Below are 16,808 nucleotides of genomic sequence, written 5' to 3'. Positions count from 1 at the left end.
ATGTATACGCAAATAAATGCAATAATAAACGCAAAGATGTTTGGGAGGACTTGGAAATGAAACTGAAGCTAGGGCAGTTGGTGGCCGCAGCCGTGATTGCAACCGGGATTTCAGGGGCTGCTACCGCGCAGGATTACCCTTACCGTGATATCACCACAGCTGTGGTCTGGGGGGCCGGTGGCGGCACGGACACGATCAACCGAATGATCATGGCCGAAATGGAAAAACACCTTCCAGTCTCGATCAATGTGATCAACCAAACCGGTGGGGTCGCAGGCTCCAACGGCATGGTCTACGTCATGAACCAACCAGACGATGGCTATACACTGGTTGGTCTGTCTGAATCGAACGTCACCGCTGCTGTGCAGGGTGGTTGGGATAAGAAATTTGACTTTTGGTATCCGTTTATTGTTGGCGGATCACCCGATCTGATCTCGGTTCCAGCGGACAGCCCTTACAATACTCTGGAAGAACTGGTCGACGCTGCCAAAGCCGCTCCTGGCACTATTCCCGCTGCCGCGTCCGGCGCGGGTTCGATCCACCACTTGAATCTTCTCGCCATCGAGAAAGGGTCCGGTGCAGAGTTCAAGTTTGTTCCATACAAAGGCTCAGCGCCCGGGCAGGAAGCGGCGATAGCAGGTGAGGTTGCGTTGGTTGTGACTTCGCTGGCTGAACAAGCTCCTTTGATCGAAGGCGGACAGTTGAAGCCACTTGCGATGTTGACACCGGAAGATGCGCAGATTGCCGGAGCTACAGTGCCATCTGCCTTTAGCATCTATGACGGTCTCGACAAGTATCTGCCGCTAAAACAAGCCATCGGATTTGCCGTTCACAGCTCGGCTGGAGATGATGTGAAGGCGGCCCTCGGCGATGCGTTCGAGCAGGCGATTGCATCCGATACCGTCGCTGAATGGGCTGAGGCAAACAATTATGATGTCGGTGGTCAACACGGCGAAGAAGCTCAAGAATTGTTTGCGAACCTTGAGGCTACTTTTGCCTATACCTTGCAAGATTTGGGCGCTGCCACGGTCGATCCAGCCTCGCTGGGTATCGAGAAGCCCTAATCCGATCAACTTTGGAAGGGCGCGTCTGATCGCGCCCTTTCCTCTAGGAGGCAGGCATGGACAAAATCGACGAAACACTGGTCATGCGGACCCGCGATTTCTGGGCTGCGATTGTTCTAATAACAGTGTCCGTCTTTTTCCTTTGGAAGACGTTGGACATCCCACTTTGGGGTGAAAACCGCGCAGGTGTAAGTGGGTCGGACTGGTACAACTCGGCTGCAATTGTACCGTTGTTCATCTTCTGTGGATTGCTTGTGTTGTCCTTCGTCTTGCTGGCTAATTCGATCCGCTCAGGTGGAGCCCAGAACGCACTCACGGCTTTGGGGATTGGATGGGATAAGTCGGAAGCCTATCGAGCAACAACAATAGGCCTGATCCTTCTTGCATACGTCGTCGGGCTGGTTCCCAGAGTGGACTTCATATTGTGCTCGGGGTTACTGATTACAGCTTTGACTTACGGCTACTACGGCGGTCACGCGCGGCGTGCTTTGGTAGCCTGTATCGCAGTTGTTTCTGCCGGGGTTTTTGCGTTCGCCGTGTTTCCCGCGCAGGCGGAATGGAATGCACACGGTGATGATTGGTTTACACTGGCCCTATGGGTCTCGCTATCATTTGTGGTGTTGATCAAATCGGCTTCCGAACGCGTTTTGCGGTTTGTGCCAGTCGTCGCAATACTGGCCCCGCTGATCCTCGTTTGCGCGATGGCCTTTATTTTCCGACAGAACGTGCCCGCGCGCGGGGGGCTGATCTTCAAGCAAATCGAATACCACTACTACGTGACGCTTCGTCCGTTATGGAAAGACTGACCGGATGGACTTTATCCTTTCGCAACTGGCTGGGTTTGGGACCGCATTCGTTGGTCTGGCAGTGGACCCGCTGACCTATCCGTATTTGATTGCTTCCGTGTTCCTAGGCATCACGTTCGGCGCATTGCCCGGCCTGACCGCAACGCTGGCAGTGACGATCCTGACGGGATTTTTCGGCAACAAGATCCCATTGGACTATTCGCTTATCGCTTTGCTCGGGGCCTATGTCGGCGCGATTTACGGCGGCTCTTACCCGTCTATTCTGCTGAACATACCTGGCACAGCAGCCAGCGCGGCGACGGCCATGGATGGCTACCCTTTGGCCAAAGCAGGTCGAGGGGGCGAAGCACTTGGTCTGACCACAACGGCCAGCTTTATCGGTACGGTTATCGGGACTATCACGCTTTTGATTTTTGTCTGGGCACTGCTTTTGGTTTCGAAGAACATCGCGAGTCCGGAAAAAGCACTCTTGGCTTTGTTCGGCATCTTTCTATCTGGCACACTTATGAGCGAGGATCTGGTGATCAAGGGATGGATCGCCGGCCTGATCGGGCTTGCGATGTCCATGGTGGGACTAGACCCTCTGTTGTCTGAACCGCGCTATACTTTCGGCTGGTCTTACCTGTTGAGCGGGTTTCAGGTTGTGCCCGTTTTGATGGGGGCTTTTGCGATACCTCAAATCATCGACGGTCTAAGGCATGTTGAAGCCGGGAATGTTCTGGCACTGAAGGGCCGTATTCTTCCAAACCTTCGCTCTATTCGACGCTACCTGCCGACCATAGGCCGTTCAGGGGTAATTGGGACCGGGGTGGGAGCGCTTCCTGGCGTCGGCGAAGATGTCGCCGGTTGGGTCAGCTACGGTGTCGGCAAGACCGTATCTGCCGAGGGCGACAAGTTCGGAAAAGGTTCATTGGAAGGTCTGCTATGCTCTGAAACAGCAAACAACGCCTGCATTGGGGGCGCGCTAATCCCGCTTTTGGTTTTGGGCATTCCCGGTTCACCACCCGCCGCGGCTTTGATGGGGGCTTTCAAGATCAACAACGTGATCCCGGGCCCCACGATAGACCCCGAGATCATTCTGCGCGTAGTCGCAATCCTAGTGCTGGCATCCCTGACTATGTTCTTGATGGGCCTATTCACTGCTGGGGTCTTTATCAAAATACTCGCCATACCGCAGACCATCTTCTTGCCGGTTGTGATGGTTCTGACAACAATCGGGTCCTTCAGCGTCGGTGGTGGCATCAATGATCTCTACCTGATGCTTGGTGTCGGCGCCGTTGCCTATTTTATGAACCTGATGAAGTACCCAATCGCTCCATTGGTCATTGGGGTTATACTGGGAAGCCTGTTTGACGAAACTTTCCGCCGATCGCTGTTCTTGTCGGACGGGGATCTTTCGGTCTTCTTTTCGCGACCCGGTGCGGCCATTCTACTTGTGCTCAACGTTGGTTTGATCCTCAGCCAACTGCCCATGGCAAAGCGCGCTTTCTCACGTTTGAAAGGACTTTCCGTCTGATGTTTGTGGTTACCGTCACCTTCACTCTCAAGCCCGGTACGAGAGAAACCTTTTTGCCGCTAATGGTCGAAAACGCTTCAACCTCTTTGCGTGAAGAACCCGGATGCCAGCAGTTTGATGTTTGCCTCGGCGACGATCCCGAGACAGTTTTTCTCTATGAGGTTTATGATGACAGCGTGGCGTTCTCCGCCCACATGGAAAGCGCGCATTTCCAGTCCTTCGATACGGCTGTGGCTGATATGATCGCCACCAAGACTGTTCAACAGTATTCCGAGGTCATCCGATGAACGATTGGGAAATTCACGCCGTGAAATACGCGGATCGCAATGCCCGCACTCGACGCGACAGCTTCATATTGGATGACAATCACGATGCACCTCACGCGATGGACTATTTCGTTTGGGTGCTCAAGCGTGGCAACAAAGTTATACTGGTCGATACCGGATACGACAGCGACGAGGCAGCCGCCCGTGGTCGTCCCATTGCGATGGACCCACGCGAGGCTTTGCGCCCATTAGACATCATGCCTGAAGCGGTGACCGAGGTTATCGTGACCCATCTTCATTATGACCACGCTGGGGGGCTGCATATGTTCCCAAATGCGAAGTTGCACATGCAATCGGCGGAAATGGCCTTCGCCACAGGTCCCTGCATGTGCCACGACCACTTACGCGCGCCTTTCTCGGCGGGCCATATCTGCGAGGTCGTAAAGCGCCTCTATACAGGCAAGGTCGTGTTCTACGACGGAGAGGCCGAGATAGCAGATGGGGTGACCGTACACAGTATCGGCGGGCATTCGCGGGGGTTGCAATGTGTTCGTGTAAGAACAGCAGCCGGGTGGATGGTTCTGGCCTCGGATGCCTCGCATTACTACGAGAATTTCATGGCGCGAAAAGCTTTTCCCATCGTTGTCGATTTGCAGGACATGATGGATGGTTTCAAGACCCTAGAGAGGTTGGCCTCACATCCTCGACTTATCGTGCCCGGCCATGATCCACTTGTGCGCAAGATTTTTCCCGTCGGAGCAGCACCGCACATCCATAGGCTGGATCCAGGGCCGACGAAGGACATTAAGATATGCTAATCGGCGTCATAGCGGACGATTTCACTGGTGCGAGCGACATTGCGAACACCTTGGCAAAGGGCGTCGAGCCGGAAGGTGGATTAAGAACCGCGCAGTTTCCAGGTATTCCGGATACCCCGGCCGACAAAGAGATCGAAGCGGGTGTCGTCTCACTCAAGATCCGCACTGCACCTGTCGAAGAATCTGTTGCGGACAGCCTGCGAGCCCTGCGATGGCTTAAAGATCAAGGATGCCGCCAGTTCATCTTCAAGTATTGCTCGACCTTTGACTCCACTAGGCAGGGAAATATCGGCCCGGTTGCGGAAGCGTTGGCCAACGAACTGGGCGCGCAAAAGGTGGTTTTCTGTCCAGCCTTTCCGACAACGGGGCGCACCATCTATCACGGCCATCTATTTGTGCTCGGCAAGCTGTTGAACGAGTCCGGGATGGAAAATCACCCTCTTACTCCGATGACGGATGCCGACATCAAGCGTTGGTTGCAGTATCAGATCCAAGAAGCGGTTGGGTTGGTTTCAATTGACGCCGTGACGCAAGGACCAGAGGCGATTGCTACTGCTTTGCGGAACGTCGACGAACGCTTTGTGATCGGTGATGCGATTTCGGACGAGGATTTGCTGGCCTGGGGCGAGGCTCTGAAGGATGCCCAGCTCATTACTGGGGGATCTGGGATAGCGCTGGGGCTACCCAAGAACTTCGTCAGAAAAGCTTCGTCCAAAAGAGGTGGCAGTGTATTCACAGGTATCGCTGGGCCCGCCGCTATCCTTGCAGGGTCTTGCTCAGGTGCGACCCGTGGTCAGATCGATGTTCATGCGAAATCCCATCCGACCTTCGCCATTGACGTTCCGGGTGTTATGTCCGGGGATGTGACTATGCAAACGCTTCTGGATTTCTTTGAAACGCATCCGGGTCAGGCACCGCTCGCCTATTCATCGGGAAGCCCGGATGATGTGCGCGCGGTACAAGGTCAATTTGGCCAAGAAGCCGTGGCGGAAAAGCTGGACAATCTCTTTGCAGATACCGCGCGCGAGCTTGCTCAGAAGAGCTACAAGCGATTGGTGGTTGCCGGAGGGGAGACGTCGGGAGCTGTCGCCAAGGCTGTCTCTGAGGCACTGGGATCACCGGCCATGTCACTAGGGCCAGAGATCGACCCGGGCGTACCAGTCTTGAGCGTTGGAAAAACTGAACCCATTGCGCTGGCTCTAAAGTCTGGAAACTTCGGCGCTCCGGACTTTTTCGCTAGGGCGCTCAAAATGATGGAGGCCGGCAAATGAGTTCTAAAGAACAGGCGCTGCGAAAGCAGATGTCGGACCTGTGTGCATCGCTGTTTGCGCGCGGATTTTCCGTCGGCACTGCTGGCAACGTCTCTGCACGTCTGCACGACGGCATCCTCATGACACCAACCAATTCCACCTTGGGCGATATCGACCCCGAGCGCATCGCTAAGATTGATTTGGATGGCAACCACGTCTCCGGCGACAAGCCGACCAAGGAGGTCTTTCTGCACCAAGCCTTCTATGAGACGAGGCCACAAGCTGGTGCAGTGGTGCATCTGCATTCGACCTGGGCCACTGCACTGTCTTGTCTGGAAGACACCGATCCTGACGACTGTATTCCACCGCTTACGCCATATGTGGTTATGCGTGTCGGCACAGTCAAACTGGTTCCATACGTCAAGCCGGGCGACCCGACGTCCGGTGATTTGATCCGCGATCTGGATGGCAAATATAGTGCGGTTCTGTTGGCCAATCACGGTCCCGTCGTATCGGGAGAGGATCTGTTTTCAACGGTCTCTGCAGCAGAAGAGTTAGAAGAAACAGCCAAGCTGCTCGTGACACTGCGCGGCCTGCCAACCCGCCTACTGGATGCAGAACAAGTCGCAGAACTCAAAGAGACTTTCGGAAGGATTTGATCTGGCACCAAAATGGTGCGTGTGCAAACTATCGGGCAAATCGTGCAAAGTTATCCGGTGACTTACCTCAGCAGATCTCAAGCGATACAACCCAGCAAACGATTGGCGGAGAACGAGTTTTTTATAAGGCCACGTTCACCACTATAGACGGTACTGATAACTATGTCCTCTACCCTTTAGAGGTATCGACGACAGCGGGTGACTATTATGGCGGGGCAAGTAGCTGGTTCTTTTCGACGACCAGGCCTTGCTAGAAGGCGTTCCGCTTGCATTAGCCAGCATAAGCACAAACAATCCGAACAAGATGAATTACGTGTGCTTAGTCGATGGAACAGCAATCGAAACAGCCACAAGTAGCGTAATTGTTGAAGGCCTCTCAGGCGGTGATGAGATGATCCAGGCGGATGGGAGACCAGTTAAGATTTGATGGGTTGGCGCTAATGATGTGAGCCTTGCAGAATGCCTTGCAAATCAGAAGCTTTGGCCTGTGAAAGATTGATATGACTGCGCTTGGACGCGGAATCCCGAATTGTGATCTCGTTGTCTCGCAACAACACTAAGTTTCTAGCGGCCAAAACGGACTTTCGCCGCGGTAGAACGAATGTCGGTTTTTGGATTTCAGAAACTTAATGAGCGCTGATCTCCCCCGGTATTTTCCCCTTGTTTATGCTGTGTTTGCCTTAGTAATTGGACTTTTTTGAACCAGTGATAAGTTCATTATTGACAATTTTGGACGCCATTTTACAGAATCGGCCATGATCCATCCAATTGATCGCAAGTTAGATATCGTTGTCCTGGTGAGTCCGCATTTCAATGTTTCGGCGACTACGTCTTTCGTGGATCCTTTCAGAATAGCCAATTACCTGACAGGTTCGGCTCGATTTTCTTGGACCTATGTCTCGGACCTCGGTGGACCAGTTGAGTCTAGCAGCGGCCTTGTCGTTGACACTGCCCCATTGGCGGCCGTGACGGGGCGCAAGCCCTGGTTGGTTCTGGTGAGTACAAGTTGGTCACCTGAACGTCACGGAACATCTCAGTTTAAGGTGGCCCTTCAGAAGTGGGAGGCGTGCGGAGCAATCGTTGGCGGCTTGGATACTGGTGCGATTGTTCTTGCGGCTGCTGGACTGCTTAAAGGCAAGACAGCGACGGTTCACTATGAGCACATCGATGCCTTTGCTGAAATGGCCCATGATACCACAGTGTCAGAGAACATGATTGTTATGGATGGAAAGATGTTCACTTGTTGCGGGGGTTCCGCAGCGACTGATCTGGGTTTGCGGTTTGTGCACTCTGTCGATGGTGAGAGTATCGCCAATGCATCTGCGCGATATCTTTTTCATCACAATGTACGCGGTGAGGGCCAATCACAGAACCCCAAAGACGTGGAGCCACTGGGGTATGTCACCTCTGGGGTGGTAAGGGACGCGATCGACTTGATGGAGGCACATTTGGAAGCCACTTTGTCGATCCCTGAAATATCAGCGAGGTTGAAGATTTCGCAACGACAACTTAGCAGATTGTTTCGGCAATATGTCCAGAAGTCGCCGATCGAGTACTACCGTGACATACGCCTTGATCGCGCGCGTGGACTAGTAACCCAAACAGAGCTGAAATTCAGCGAGATTGCAGAAGCATCAGGATTTAACGGGCAAGTTCATTTCAGCCGGGCATATCGAAGCCGTTTTGGCCTCACACCAACTGCAGACCGTATTGAAGGCCGTACTCCATTCGAGTTCCGCGCGTGGCCAATGTTCAAGCCTGATATTAAGTCCGAAGGTGTTGGGTAGCTTTTTGCATCGCCGTAAGCATCTTGTCGCGTTGCGCTGATAACTCTTCGGTACTTTGCCCTTGAGTTTGATCGTTAATGCCATCGACCAGTTTATTGATGACATCCTCATCAAGACGAGGGTTGCCCAGGTCGTCCCACCAGCCATTGAATGTATCCTTGAAATGGTTACAGAAGGCCCGCAGACCGCCGTCGCCTGCACCTAGGTGGAAAAGCGTCGTCGGACCCATCGCGGCCCACCGCAATCCGGGGCCGGCCCACATCGCTTTATCGATGTCTTCGACACTGGCAACGCCTTCAATCGCCATATGGACGGCCTCGCGCCATACTGCAGCTTGTAAGCGGTTTGCGACGTGTCCGGGCATGCCCTTCTTGATCCGGATCGTGACTTTGCCCAGGTCTTCGTAGAACGTCTCCGTTCGGTTCAGAACATCTGAACCGGTGGCGTCGTTCGCCGTCAACTCGACCAGCGGAATGAGATGTGGCGGGTTGAACGGATGACCTAAGATGAGCTTACTCGGATCGCGCCATCCCTGTTGGAGAGCATCGAGTGTTAGGCCGGATGTTGAGCTTGAAACTATTGCATCAGCGCTTAACTCTGGCTCAACTTCCGCATAGATGGAATGTTTGATCGGCAACCGCTCGGGCACATTCTCCTGAATGAACTGCGCGTTTCGCACGGCCTCAGCTGCGGTCGGTGCAAAGGTGATCGCATCTCGGTTAGCGTGGCCAACTTGGCCCAATTCTTCTAACGCAGGCCACGCCATTTCAATGTATTTACGGACGGATGCCTCAGCGTTCGGATCGGGATCAAATACGGTCACACTGCGACCCGACGCGAGAAACAGCGCTGCCCAGCTTGCCCCGATGACACCGGCTCCGAGAATGGCTGTTCTTTCGATTTCCGACATCAGAACAGTCCCGGATTCAGGGGGGAGGCCGCAGTCATACCACCGTCCACAGTGAACAGTTGGCCAGTCGCAAAAGACGACTCGTCAGAAGCTAGCCAAACAGCCATCGCAGCAATGTCTGCGGGCTTACCAAAGCGTTTGACCGCATGGCGTGCCAGCGCGTCTGTTCTAGCCTTTTCCGGGTCATGGGCGAGTTCGAATGCTGCGTCCAGCATGCCCGTCTCAATCCATCCCGGGCAGATTGCATTGCAGCGCACCGCAGGTCCATGGTCCACCGCGATAGAGCGTGTAAGCCCATGCACAAACGCTTTTGAAGCATTGTAGAGCGCCATCGATGGGTCAGCGGCATTGCCCGAGATCGAACCAATGTTGATGATCGAACCACCCTGAGACATTTTCGGAATAAAGGCGCGGCAACAGTTAAAAACGCCTCGTGCGTTTACTCCCATCACCAAATCCCAATCCGCGTCTGTGCTTTCGGTCACTGTTTTTTCGACCTGAACGCCGGCGTTGTTTACCAGGATATCTACCAGGCCGATTGTTCGGGCAGTACGTGCAACCGCTTCGGGATTGGATACATCCAGCGTGTACCAGGTTACTTGATCCGGAAGAGCATCTGGTTGAGGGCCGCGCCCGCAGGTGGCGACAGCCGCACCTTCGGCTGCGAAGGCCTCAATGATGCCGCGACCAATGCCCTGTTTGCCGCCTGTAACAAAGGCGCGTTTCCCCGCTAACCGCATCAATGTGCCACCATAACGTGACGGACTGCGGTGTAAGCATCCAGCGCATAGACAGACATATCGCTGCCCGTGCCCGAGCCCTTCATCGCGGCCCATGGCATCTCGGGGGTCGCAACCCCATGCGTGTTTACCCAGGTGAATCCATAGCGCAACTTGGACGTCATTTGCATTGCTCTCCCAACATCTCGTGTCCAGACCGAAGAGGCCAAACCGTAAGCTCCGGTGTTGGCGATCCTCAACGCATCTTCTGCCGCAGAAAACCGAGAGACAGTTACAACGGGTCCAAAAACCTCATTGCAGGCAATCTCTGCAGTGTTGTCGACATTGGCGATGACTGTCGGCTGGTAGAAAAAGCCGTCTACTTCGCCAGACACCCCACCGGAAACGATTTCAGAGCTGCTGCGCGCGCGATCCACAAAACCCGCTACACGATCCCGCTGTGTCGCAGAGACAAGCGGGCCCATTTCCGTTCCTTGAGCTTTCGGTGCACCGATCTGGATCTGGCCAACCTGATCGGCAATCGCGGCCACAAGTTTGTCGTAAACTCTGTCTGCAACCATCACGCGGCAAGGCTGTGCGCAGTCCTGACCGGCATTGAAGTAGCTGCCATATCGGATCGTCTCGGCCACAGCATCGAGATCAGCATCATCAAAGACAATGACTGGCGCCTTGCCGCCCAATTCCAGATGAACGTGTTTAATTTTCTGGGAAGCAGCCCGCATTGCAGCCATGCCTGTCGCCGGAGAACCCGTAACACTGATCCCTTCCATCTGTGGGCTGTTCATCAGGGCATTCCCCACGCCGGGCCCGCGACCATGGATCACATTTAGCACGCCTTTTGGCAGAACATCTTGTAACAGTTCTGCAAGTCGCAGAGTAGATAGCGGCGTGATCTCGGACGGTTTCAACACCACCGAACATCCTGCCGCAATTGGTGCAGCAATTTTCCAGGACGCCATCATCAGCGGGTAGTTCCAAGGGGCGATGGCGGCGACAGGGCCAATGGGGTCGCGCCGGATCATCGACGTATGACCCGCGACATACTCTCCAGAGGCAGACCCCATCATGGTGCGCGCAGCCCCGGCGAAAAAGCGAAAGACATCAATCGTCAGCGGCATTTCATCATCATGAGCCGATGGCCAGGGTTTTCCCACATCTAGGCTCTCAAGTTCTGCCAACTCCTGGCTGTTCGCCTCGATAACATCAGCTATCTGAAGCAAGATTGCAGCGCGTTCTGCAGGGGTCGTAACCGAAAAGGTTTCAAATGCCTCTGCTGAGCCGCGCACCGCCGCCTCGATCTGTGCATCGCTGGCTTCTTTTGCGGTACCAATAACCTCTCCTGTTGCAGGGTTCAGGATGTTCAAGGCGTCGCCCGTGCCTTCAACCATTTCGCCGTTGATCAACATGTTCGTCTGCATATGCGTCTCCTCAGAAGCCAACCTGATCGCCGCCTTTTAGTGCGAGCCGCATGCGCGCTTCTGCTGGCGTCGCGACCGTAAGGCCAAGGTTTTCAACGATTGATCGGATGCGCGTGACCTGTTCCGCGTTAGATTTTGCCAACTCACCCTTGCCGATGAACAGGCTGTCTTCGAGACCGACACGCAGGTTACCGCCCCGCATCGCGCTTTGGGTCGCAAATGGCATTTGGTGACGACCAGCGGCAAGGACCGACCATTCGTAATTCTCTGCTCCGAACAGCTTATCGGCTGTGTTGTGCATGTGTGTCAGATGGTCGGCATCTGCGCCAACGCCACCCAAGATGCCAAATACCATCTGAATGAAAAATGGCGGTTTGATCAGGCCCTGATCCACGAACCATTTGACGTTGTAGAGATGTCCAAGATCATAGCATTCGAATTCGAACTTGGTGCCGTGATCTCCACCAAGTTTTTCGATGGCGTAACGAATTGTTTTGAAAGTGTTGGGAAAGATAAAGTCTTCCGTCATCTCCAAAAATGGCCGTTCCCAGTCGTGCTGAAACTCGGTGTATTTCTGCAGCATCGGAAAGATACCAAAGTTCATGGATCCCATGTTGAGCGATGCCATCTCTGGGCTGGTAGATGTCGCCGCCAGCAGCCGCTCATCCATCGACATCCCCAAGCCGCCGCCGGTCGAGACATTCATCACAACATCGGTGGACTGCTTGATTACGGGTAGAAACTGCTTGAACAGCTCAGGTCGGGGATCGGGTTTTCCTGTCTCCGGGTGCCGTGCGTGCAGGTGAATGATTGATGCCCCTGCCTGGGCCGCCTCAATACTGGCCGTCGCAATCTCGGCCGGTGTAATCGGCAGATGCGGAGACATTGACGGCGTATGGATGCCTCCGGTCGGCGCGCAAGTGATAATGACTGGCTTGGGCATCAGAGTTTCATCTGCTGCACTTGTGCAGACAGCCCCCCGTCCAGAACCCACAACTGGCCAGAGGCATAGCGCGCCTCGTCCGAGGCAAGCCAGTTGACCAAATTTGCAATATCCTCGGGCGTCCCGTAGGTCCGCATTGGATGAACATCGCGCACGGCCTTTTGCAGCGTTTCAATGTTGCCACCTCCTCCGCCGGATCCATCGCCGTTGAAGAAGCTCTGCAGCATTGGAGTGTCGATATAGCCAGGGCAGATGGCATTCACCCGGATACCTTCTGGGCCATGATCGCAAGCCATTGCGCGGGTCAAAGCGTGAACTGCACCCTTGGTCGCGCAATAGGCCGCAAGCCCAGGGTCTGCGATGAACCCGTCGTAGGAGCCAAAATTGATAAGGCTTGCGCTATTCCCTGTCTTCGCCGCTTCGCGCATCAATGGGATGGCGTATTTCGAGGTCAGGAACGTGCCCGTGGAATTAACCGCAAAGCTTTGATTCCATTCCTCCAACGTGGTCTCTTCAACCGTTTTTTCGATCTCGATCCCCGCCGCGTTCACTAGGATGTCCAACTTTCCGTGTGCGGCGCGCACATGATCCATCGCCGCAACCGAGTCTGCTTCTTGAGTCACATCCAGCTTAACAAAATGACTGCCATCATCGTCGTGCTGATCTAACGACCCTTCCGGTGTGAGGTCAGCGGCAAATACCGTTGCGCCTTCTCTTAGAAACCGAGCGACAATCGCGCGCCCGATTCCACCGCGGGCACCAGTCACGAGAGCAACTTTTCCGTTCAGCATCATTGGTTTCAATCCTTCAATGGCGGATAGCGGTAGCGGCGTGCAGCCACTGTCCAATCCATATTGTTGCGTACATACTGCTGACTTGCATCGGACGGCGGGTTGTAGTCCCAAGGCTCGCTGGCACCGGCCTCCATCGCGGCATGTAATGCACGGCGCGATTTTTGTGTGGCGATTATCTTCTTTCGCAAAGCACTGCCGTCCCAACGCTCGACGACTTCAGCTGCAAAACGAGTTTTCGCGTCGGAGTAGCTTGGGTCCGAAGCTAAATTCTTCGTTTCCATCGGGTCAGCACTCAGGTCATAGAGCTGCGGTGGGTCGCTATCACAATGAATATATTTCAAGGGCCCGCGCCGGATCATGATCACAGGATAGCCCGTCATCTCGGCACAGTATTCTCCGATCGCCTCATCAACTGGATCATCTTCACCCCGAGCCAGAGGCATAAGGCTACGACCGTCGATCGGCTCTCCGATCATCGTCTCATCACCGCCACCGATGTCGATAAATGTCGGCAATAGATCAACCAGTGACACTGCATTTTGAGCGGCCCCAACAGCGATGCCTGGTCCGGCCATGACCAATGGAATTCGTGCTGAGTGCTCGAAGAAGTTCATTTTGTACCACAGCCCACGTTCACCCAGCATGTCGCCATGGTCGGCTGTGACAATCACAATGGTGCTGTCCAACTCGCCCGTTTCTTCGAGGGTTTGAACCAGCTCTCCGATTTTGCTGTCGAAGTAACTGACGTTTGCCAAGTAGGCATGGCGCGCGCGCAGGATTTCTTCCTCGGTCAGTGGCACATAAGACGCTTCGATCCCATCCAATAAACGTCGTGAAAAGGGGTCTTGATCCTCCAACGCGGGCACAAACGCGGGCAAGTCAATTTCATCATCTGTATACAGGTTCCACCATTCGGGCCGCGCAACGTAAGGATCATGCGGGTGAATGAAGCTCACCACCATCGCAAAGGGCGCATCGTTCCCACGTGCTTTGTCTCGGGCAACATCGAAGAGCCAGCGATTGGCGGCAAAGCCAACTTCGTCGTCATAGTCGATCTGGAAGGTAGCGTGGGCAACGCCGCTTTCCTTGACCGTTTGCATATTGTGATACCACTTGTCGATCCGCTCGTCCGGGGCCTCCCAATCCGGGGTCCACGCAAAATCAGCAGGATAGATGTCGGTTGTCACACGATCCTCAAATCCATGCATCTGATCCGGCCCGACAAAATGCATCTTGCCTGCCAAACATGTACGATAGCCCAGCGATTTCAGATAATGCGCAAACGTCGGCACCGAAGCCTTGAACTCGGATGCATTGTCGTAAGCTGCGATGCGACTGATGTGCTGACCCGACATAAAGGAAAACCGTGAAGGCGCACAGAGAGGGGAATTGCAGTAAGCTGCATCGAAGCGCATGCCGCGCGCGGCCAACGCGTCAAGATGTGGCGTCTTGGCGACCTTATGCCCGTACGCCCCTGTGAAATGCGGAGCCAATTGGTCCGCCATGACCACAAGGATGTTTGGCCGCGTCACGTGGCACCTTTTGCGTAAGCGTCCAAGACTAAGCCATGGAAGTGATGAACGGCGTGCTCGGACTTGCCAGACCCATCCGGGTCATTGACGATCCGACCTTGTGTGAACGCAGGCGTTTTCATCCCGCGCTGCACGCTTTCGACGAGGCTGATATCTTCGACCTGAAGTACCTCGTCCAGATAGCGAATTGCATCCAGCTCCATCGCGTCAGGTTCCGGCGTCTCAAGGAAGAAGTCGTAAGTTTCAAGCGTCCGATCTGGCCCAACAGGGATAATGTTCAACACGATCATGCTGGACCGTCCCGGATATCGCATCAGGCAAGTGGTAGGATAGAGCCACCAAACCGCGTGGGTTTTTACCGTGGCGTTCGAGACGTCATAGGCGGTATTTGGACTGTTGCCTGCGTCAGCCATATGGCTGGAGTAAATGCCGTAGGTCGTAACCTTGTAGGTATCCATATCCACGAGGTCACAAAAATCCTTATGGGCCGTAGGGCAATGATAGCACTCAAGGAAATTGTCCACGACGTTCTTCCAATTCGACTTGATGTCGTAGGTCAGACGGTGGCCAAAAGTGAGTTGATCCACATCCGGTGCCCAATGGCGCACCTCGGTTTCTAGGTTTCCGGATTGCTCTGACAAAGAGGCAGCCGTCGGATCCAAATTGACAAAAACAAAACCGCAGAATTCTTCAACCTGTACAGCATCGAGACAAATCTCATCCTTGTTGAAGTCTTCTAGGTTTTCAGTATGTGGCGCACGCGCCAACTGCCCGTCAAGTTTATAGACCCAGGCATGATAGGGGCACATAATCCGTGTTGTATTGCCTTCGCCTGATAGCAGTTCATGGGCACGGTGTTTGCATACGTTGTAAAAGGCGCGAAGCTTACCCTCTTTGTCGCGCACAACCGCAATAGGTTGACCGGCAATATCCACTGTTACATATGATCCCGGCTCTTGTGTTTTCTCGACATGACACACCCATTGCCAAGTTTTGGAGAGGATGGAGCGAAGGTCTGCGTCAAACCACTCGCGCTCGGTGTAGGCAGCAGCCTGCAATGAGCTGGAGCGCGATGGGTCAGCATGATAGCCAAAGAAAATTGCACCTGAATCAGTCATGATAGCGTCTCCGATGTTAGGTTAAATCTATTGCACGTGGGATTCGAAGCTATGTTTAATCAGCCGCTAGTTTGATTATTTTCGCTAAGCATTTGGCTTTCGGGGACACCGTATTAAGCCATCAAGCACTGCGTTTAGCTGACAAGCGAATGCTGGGCCCTTGACTGCATCTGTTATGCGGTCATTCGTGCACACTGCAGGAATCGGCAAAATGGGCTCAAACCGAACATTCTCTGCACTGCGGTTGTGGGAATCTGGCGGAATGTCTGGATTGCGGGACAAAGTCGCCTTTTGTTGACGCCGCTTTTGCTCACGCAGCATTTCCTCGCATCTGCGGCAGCGTCCTCTCGTTGGTGCAGCAAATTTCACGAGACCGGACATTGAAGCCCATTTGGTTAGTCGGCTTTCAATCCGACCTTTCGCCGCGACCAACCTCAATCACCAAGGGGCGGACGAAGCCAACATTCATTCGTTGAACGTTTTCGACGGGTCGTCCAGTGTAAAAGGGCGTGAATCGCACATAGCTGTACGTGGAGTAGTATTGACCCTTTGGAAAAGGCTTAGAGAACGTTCAAGCGACCGGAATTCGCTGGGCCTGATCACAGGAGCAGGGAAGCATTTATACGCAGCTTTTGTCAGGACTACAAAGCCTGGAATGATCATTGCATGGCGATAAGCACCGCAACCGAGTGTCTCAAACGTCCAGAAATGATATCAGAGTTATCGAAGGCTTACTCTGATTTCGTTGGCAAATACGCCACTCCCGACATCGAGCTACATTAGATATCTTTCGGAACGGATGCATCCTTCGACCCAAGCAGGCTGACGTGCGGAACTGCGGGAATAGAAGGCTCTCGTCTGAAGCAACCGTTTTTAATCAAAAGCGTGCACGGGGATTGGTCTGATGAGTACATAGCACATAACAAGGAAAGCGTGGACGGCTCGTTTCGGCTCGAACAGATTTACTTTATAGATCCATTTCCTGAGGATAATAAGGAGAACGAAGCCGCTTTTCTTCCTATTTTGTGAACGTCAAAGTTGGGCTTTCCTGGCACCTTCGTCGCAAGATCCATGAACGATCGCTCCAGGATGGAGCTCCCTTTGCTGTGCGTCGTATGAATGGGCAAGATGCAGGACAAATCTGCCGTTCAACTTTTCTGTGGTGGTGTCTGCTTATCTAATAGTCG

General features: G+C 53.9%; 15 protein-coding genes. 8 read left to right on the top strand and 7 right to left on the bottom strand.

What is annotated here, in order from left to right:
- The first annotated feature begins 56 nt into the window (after positions 1-56).
- The 8 genes from ACR0CZ_RS15295 (at position 57) to ACR0CZ_RS15260 (ending at position 8,166) form a co-directional block, all read left to right on the top strand.
- Positions 57-1,064, top strand: a complete 1,008-nt coding sequence (locus ACR0CZ_RS15295) for a tripartite tricarboxylate transporter substrate binding protein (protein ID WP_170395476.1) — start codon at positions 57-59, stop codon at positions 1,062-1,064.
- A gap of 56 nt (positions 1,065-1,120) precedes the next feature.
- Entirely contained in the window at positions 1,121-1,870 is a 750-nt protein-coding gene (locus ACR0CZ_RS15290) for a hypothetical protein (protein WP_480537178.1), read from the top strand.
- Between the two features lie 4 nt (positions 1,871-1,874).
- The gene (locus tag ACR0CZ_RS15285) at positions 1,875-3,386 is read left to right on the top strand and encodes a tripartite tricarboxylate transporter permease (protein ID WP_480537177.1); all 1,512 of its coding nucleotides are present in this window, start codon (positions 1,875-1,877) and stop codon (positions 3,384-3,386) included.
- The gene (locus ACR0CZ_RS15280; protein WP_170395480.1) at positions 3,386-3,673 is read left to right on the top strand and encodes a putative quinol monooxygenase; all 288 of its coding nucleotides are present in this window, start codon (positions 3,386-3,388) and stop codon (positions 3,671-3,673) included. The genes ACR0CZ_RS15285 and ACR0CZ_RS15280 overlap by 1 nt, the downstream gene beginning before the upstream one ends.
- Positions 3,670-4,470, top strand: a complete 801-nt coding sequence (locus ACR0CZ_RS15275) for an N-acyl homoserine lactonase family protein (protein ID WP_170395482.1) — start codon at positions 3,670-3,672, stop codon at positions 4,468-4,470. Before ACR0CZ_RS15280 ends, ACR0CZ_RS15275 begins: the two co-directional genes overlap by 4 nt.
- The gene (gene otnK / locus ACR0CZ_RS15270; RefSeq protein WP_170395484.1) at positions 4,464-5,741 is read left to right on the top strand and encodes a 3-oxo-tetronate kinase; all 1,278 of its coding nucleotides are present in this window, start codon (positions 4,464-4,466) and stop codon (positions 5,739-5,741) included. The genes ACR0CZ_RS15275 and otnK overlap by 7 nt, the downstream gene beginning before the upstream one ends.
- On the top strand, positions 5,738-6,379 hold the full coding sequence (gene otnC, locus ACR0CZ_RS15265; RefSeq protein ID WP_170395486.1) for a 3-oxo-tetronate 4-phosphate decarboxylase: 642 nt from the start codon (positions 5,738-5,740) through the stop codon (positions 6,377-6,379). Before otnK ends, otnC begins: the two co-directional genes overlap by 4 nt.
- A 755-nt stretch (positions 6,380-7,134) precedes the next feature.
- Entirely contained in the window at positions 7,135-8,166 is a 1,032-nt protein-coding gene (locus ACR0CZ_RS15260) for a GlxA family transcriptional regulator (RefSeq protein WP_170395488.1), read from the top strand.
- Here the strand turns inward: ACR0CZ_RS15260 and ACR0CZ_RS15255 are convergent.
- From ACR0CZ_RS15255 to ACR0CZ_RS15225, 7 genes are read right to left on the bottom strand one after another with little or no spacing between them, the layout of a single operon-like run.
- Complete coding sequence (locus ACR0CZ_RS15255) at positions 8,144-9,076, bottom strand: 3-hydroxyacyl-CoA dehydrogenase NAD-binding domain-containing protein (RefSeq protein ID WP_170395490.1); 933 nt, start codon at positions 9,074-9,076, stop codon at positions 8,144-8,146. The genes ACR0CZ_RS15260 and ACR0CZ_RS15255 overlap by 23 nt on opposite strands.
- A complete protein-coding gene (locus tag ACR0CZ_RS15250) occupies positions 9,076-9,816 on the bottom strand; it encodes an SDR family oxidoreductase (protein ID WP_170395492.1) in 741 nt (246 codons plus the stop codon). The genes ACR0CZ_RS15255 and ACR0CZ_RS15250 overlap by 1 nt, the downstream gene beginning before the upstream one ends.
- Positions 9,816-11,234 carry an aminobutyraldehyde dehydrogenase gene (locus ACR0CZ_RS15245; RefSeq protein ID WP_480537176.1) on the bottom strand — a complete coding sequence of 473 codons (1,419 nt, stop codon included), beginning with the start codon at positions 11,232-11,234 and terminating at the stop codon, positions 9,816-9,818. The genes ACR0CZ_RS15250 and ACR0CZ_RS15245 overlap by 1 nt, the downstream gene beginning before the upstream one ends.
- Positions 11,235-11,244: 10 nt before the next feature.
- Positions 11,245-12,177, bottom strand: coding sequence for a 3,5-dioxohexanoate:acetyl-CoA acetone transferase (kce, locus tag ACR0CZ_RS15240; protein ID WP_170395496.1), 933 nt, complete (start codon positions 12,175-12,177; stop codon positions 11,245-11,247).
- A complete protein-coding gene (locus tag ACR0CZ_RS15235; RefSeq protein ID WP_480444236.1) occupies positions 12,177-12,944 on the bottom strand; it encodes an SDR family NAD(P)-dependent oxidoreductase in 768 nt (255 codons plus the stop codon). The genes kce and ACR0CZ_RS15235 overlap by 1 nt, the downstream gene beginning before the upstream one ends.
- Positions 12,945-12,976: 32 nt before the next feature.
- Positions 12,977-14,503: a choline-sulfatase gene (gene betC / locus ACR0CZ_RS15230; RefSeq protein WP_170395500.1), complete on the bottom strand. Its 1,527-nt coding sequence runs from the start codon at positions 14,501-14,503 to the stop codon at positions 12,977-12,979.
- Positions 14,500-15,621 carry a ring-hydroxylating oxygenase subunit alpha gene (locus tag ACR0CZ_RS15225; protein ID WP_170395502.1) on the bottom strand — a complete coding sequence of 374 codons (1,122 nt, stop codon included), beginning with the start codon at positions 15,619-15,621 and terminating at the stop codon, positions 14,500-14,502. The genes betC and ACR0CZ_RS15225 overlap by 4 nt, the downstream gene beginning before the upstream one ends.
- Positions 15,622-16,808 lie beyond the last annotated feature (1,187 nt).

The organism is Ruegeria sp. H9, from assembly GCF_056532915.1.
Note: the sequence above shows the minus strand (reverse complement) of the source record. Positions and strands in the feature narration are given on the sequence as shown.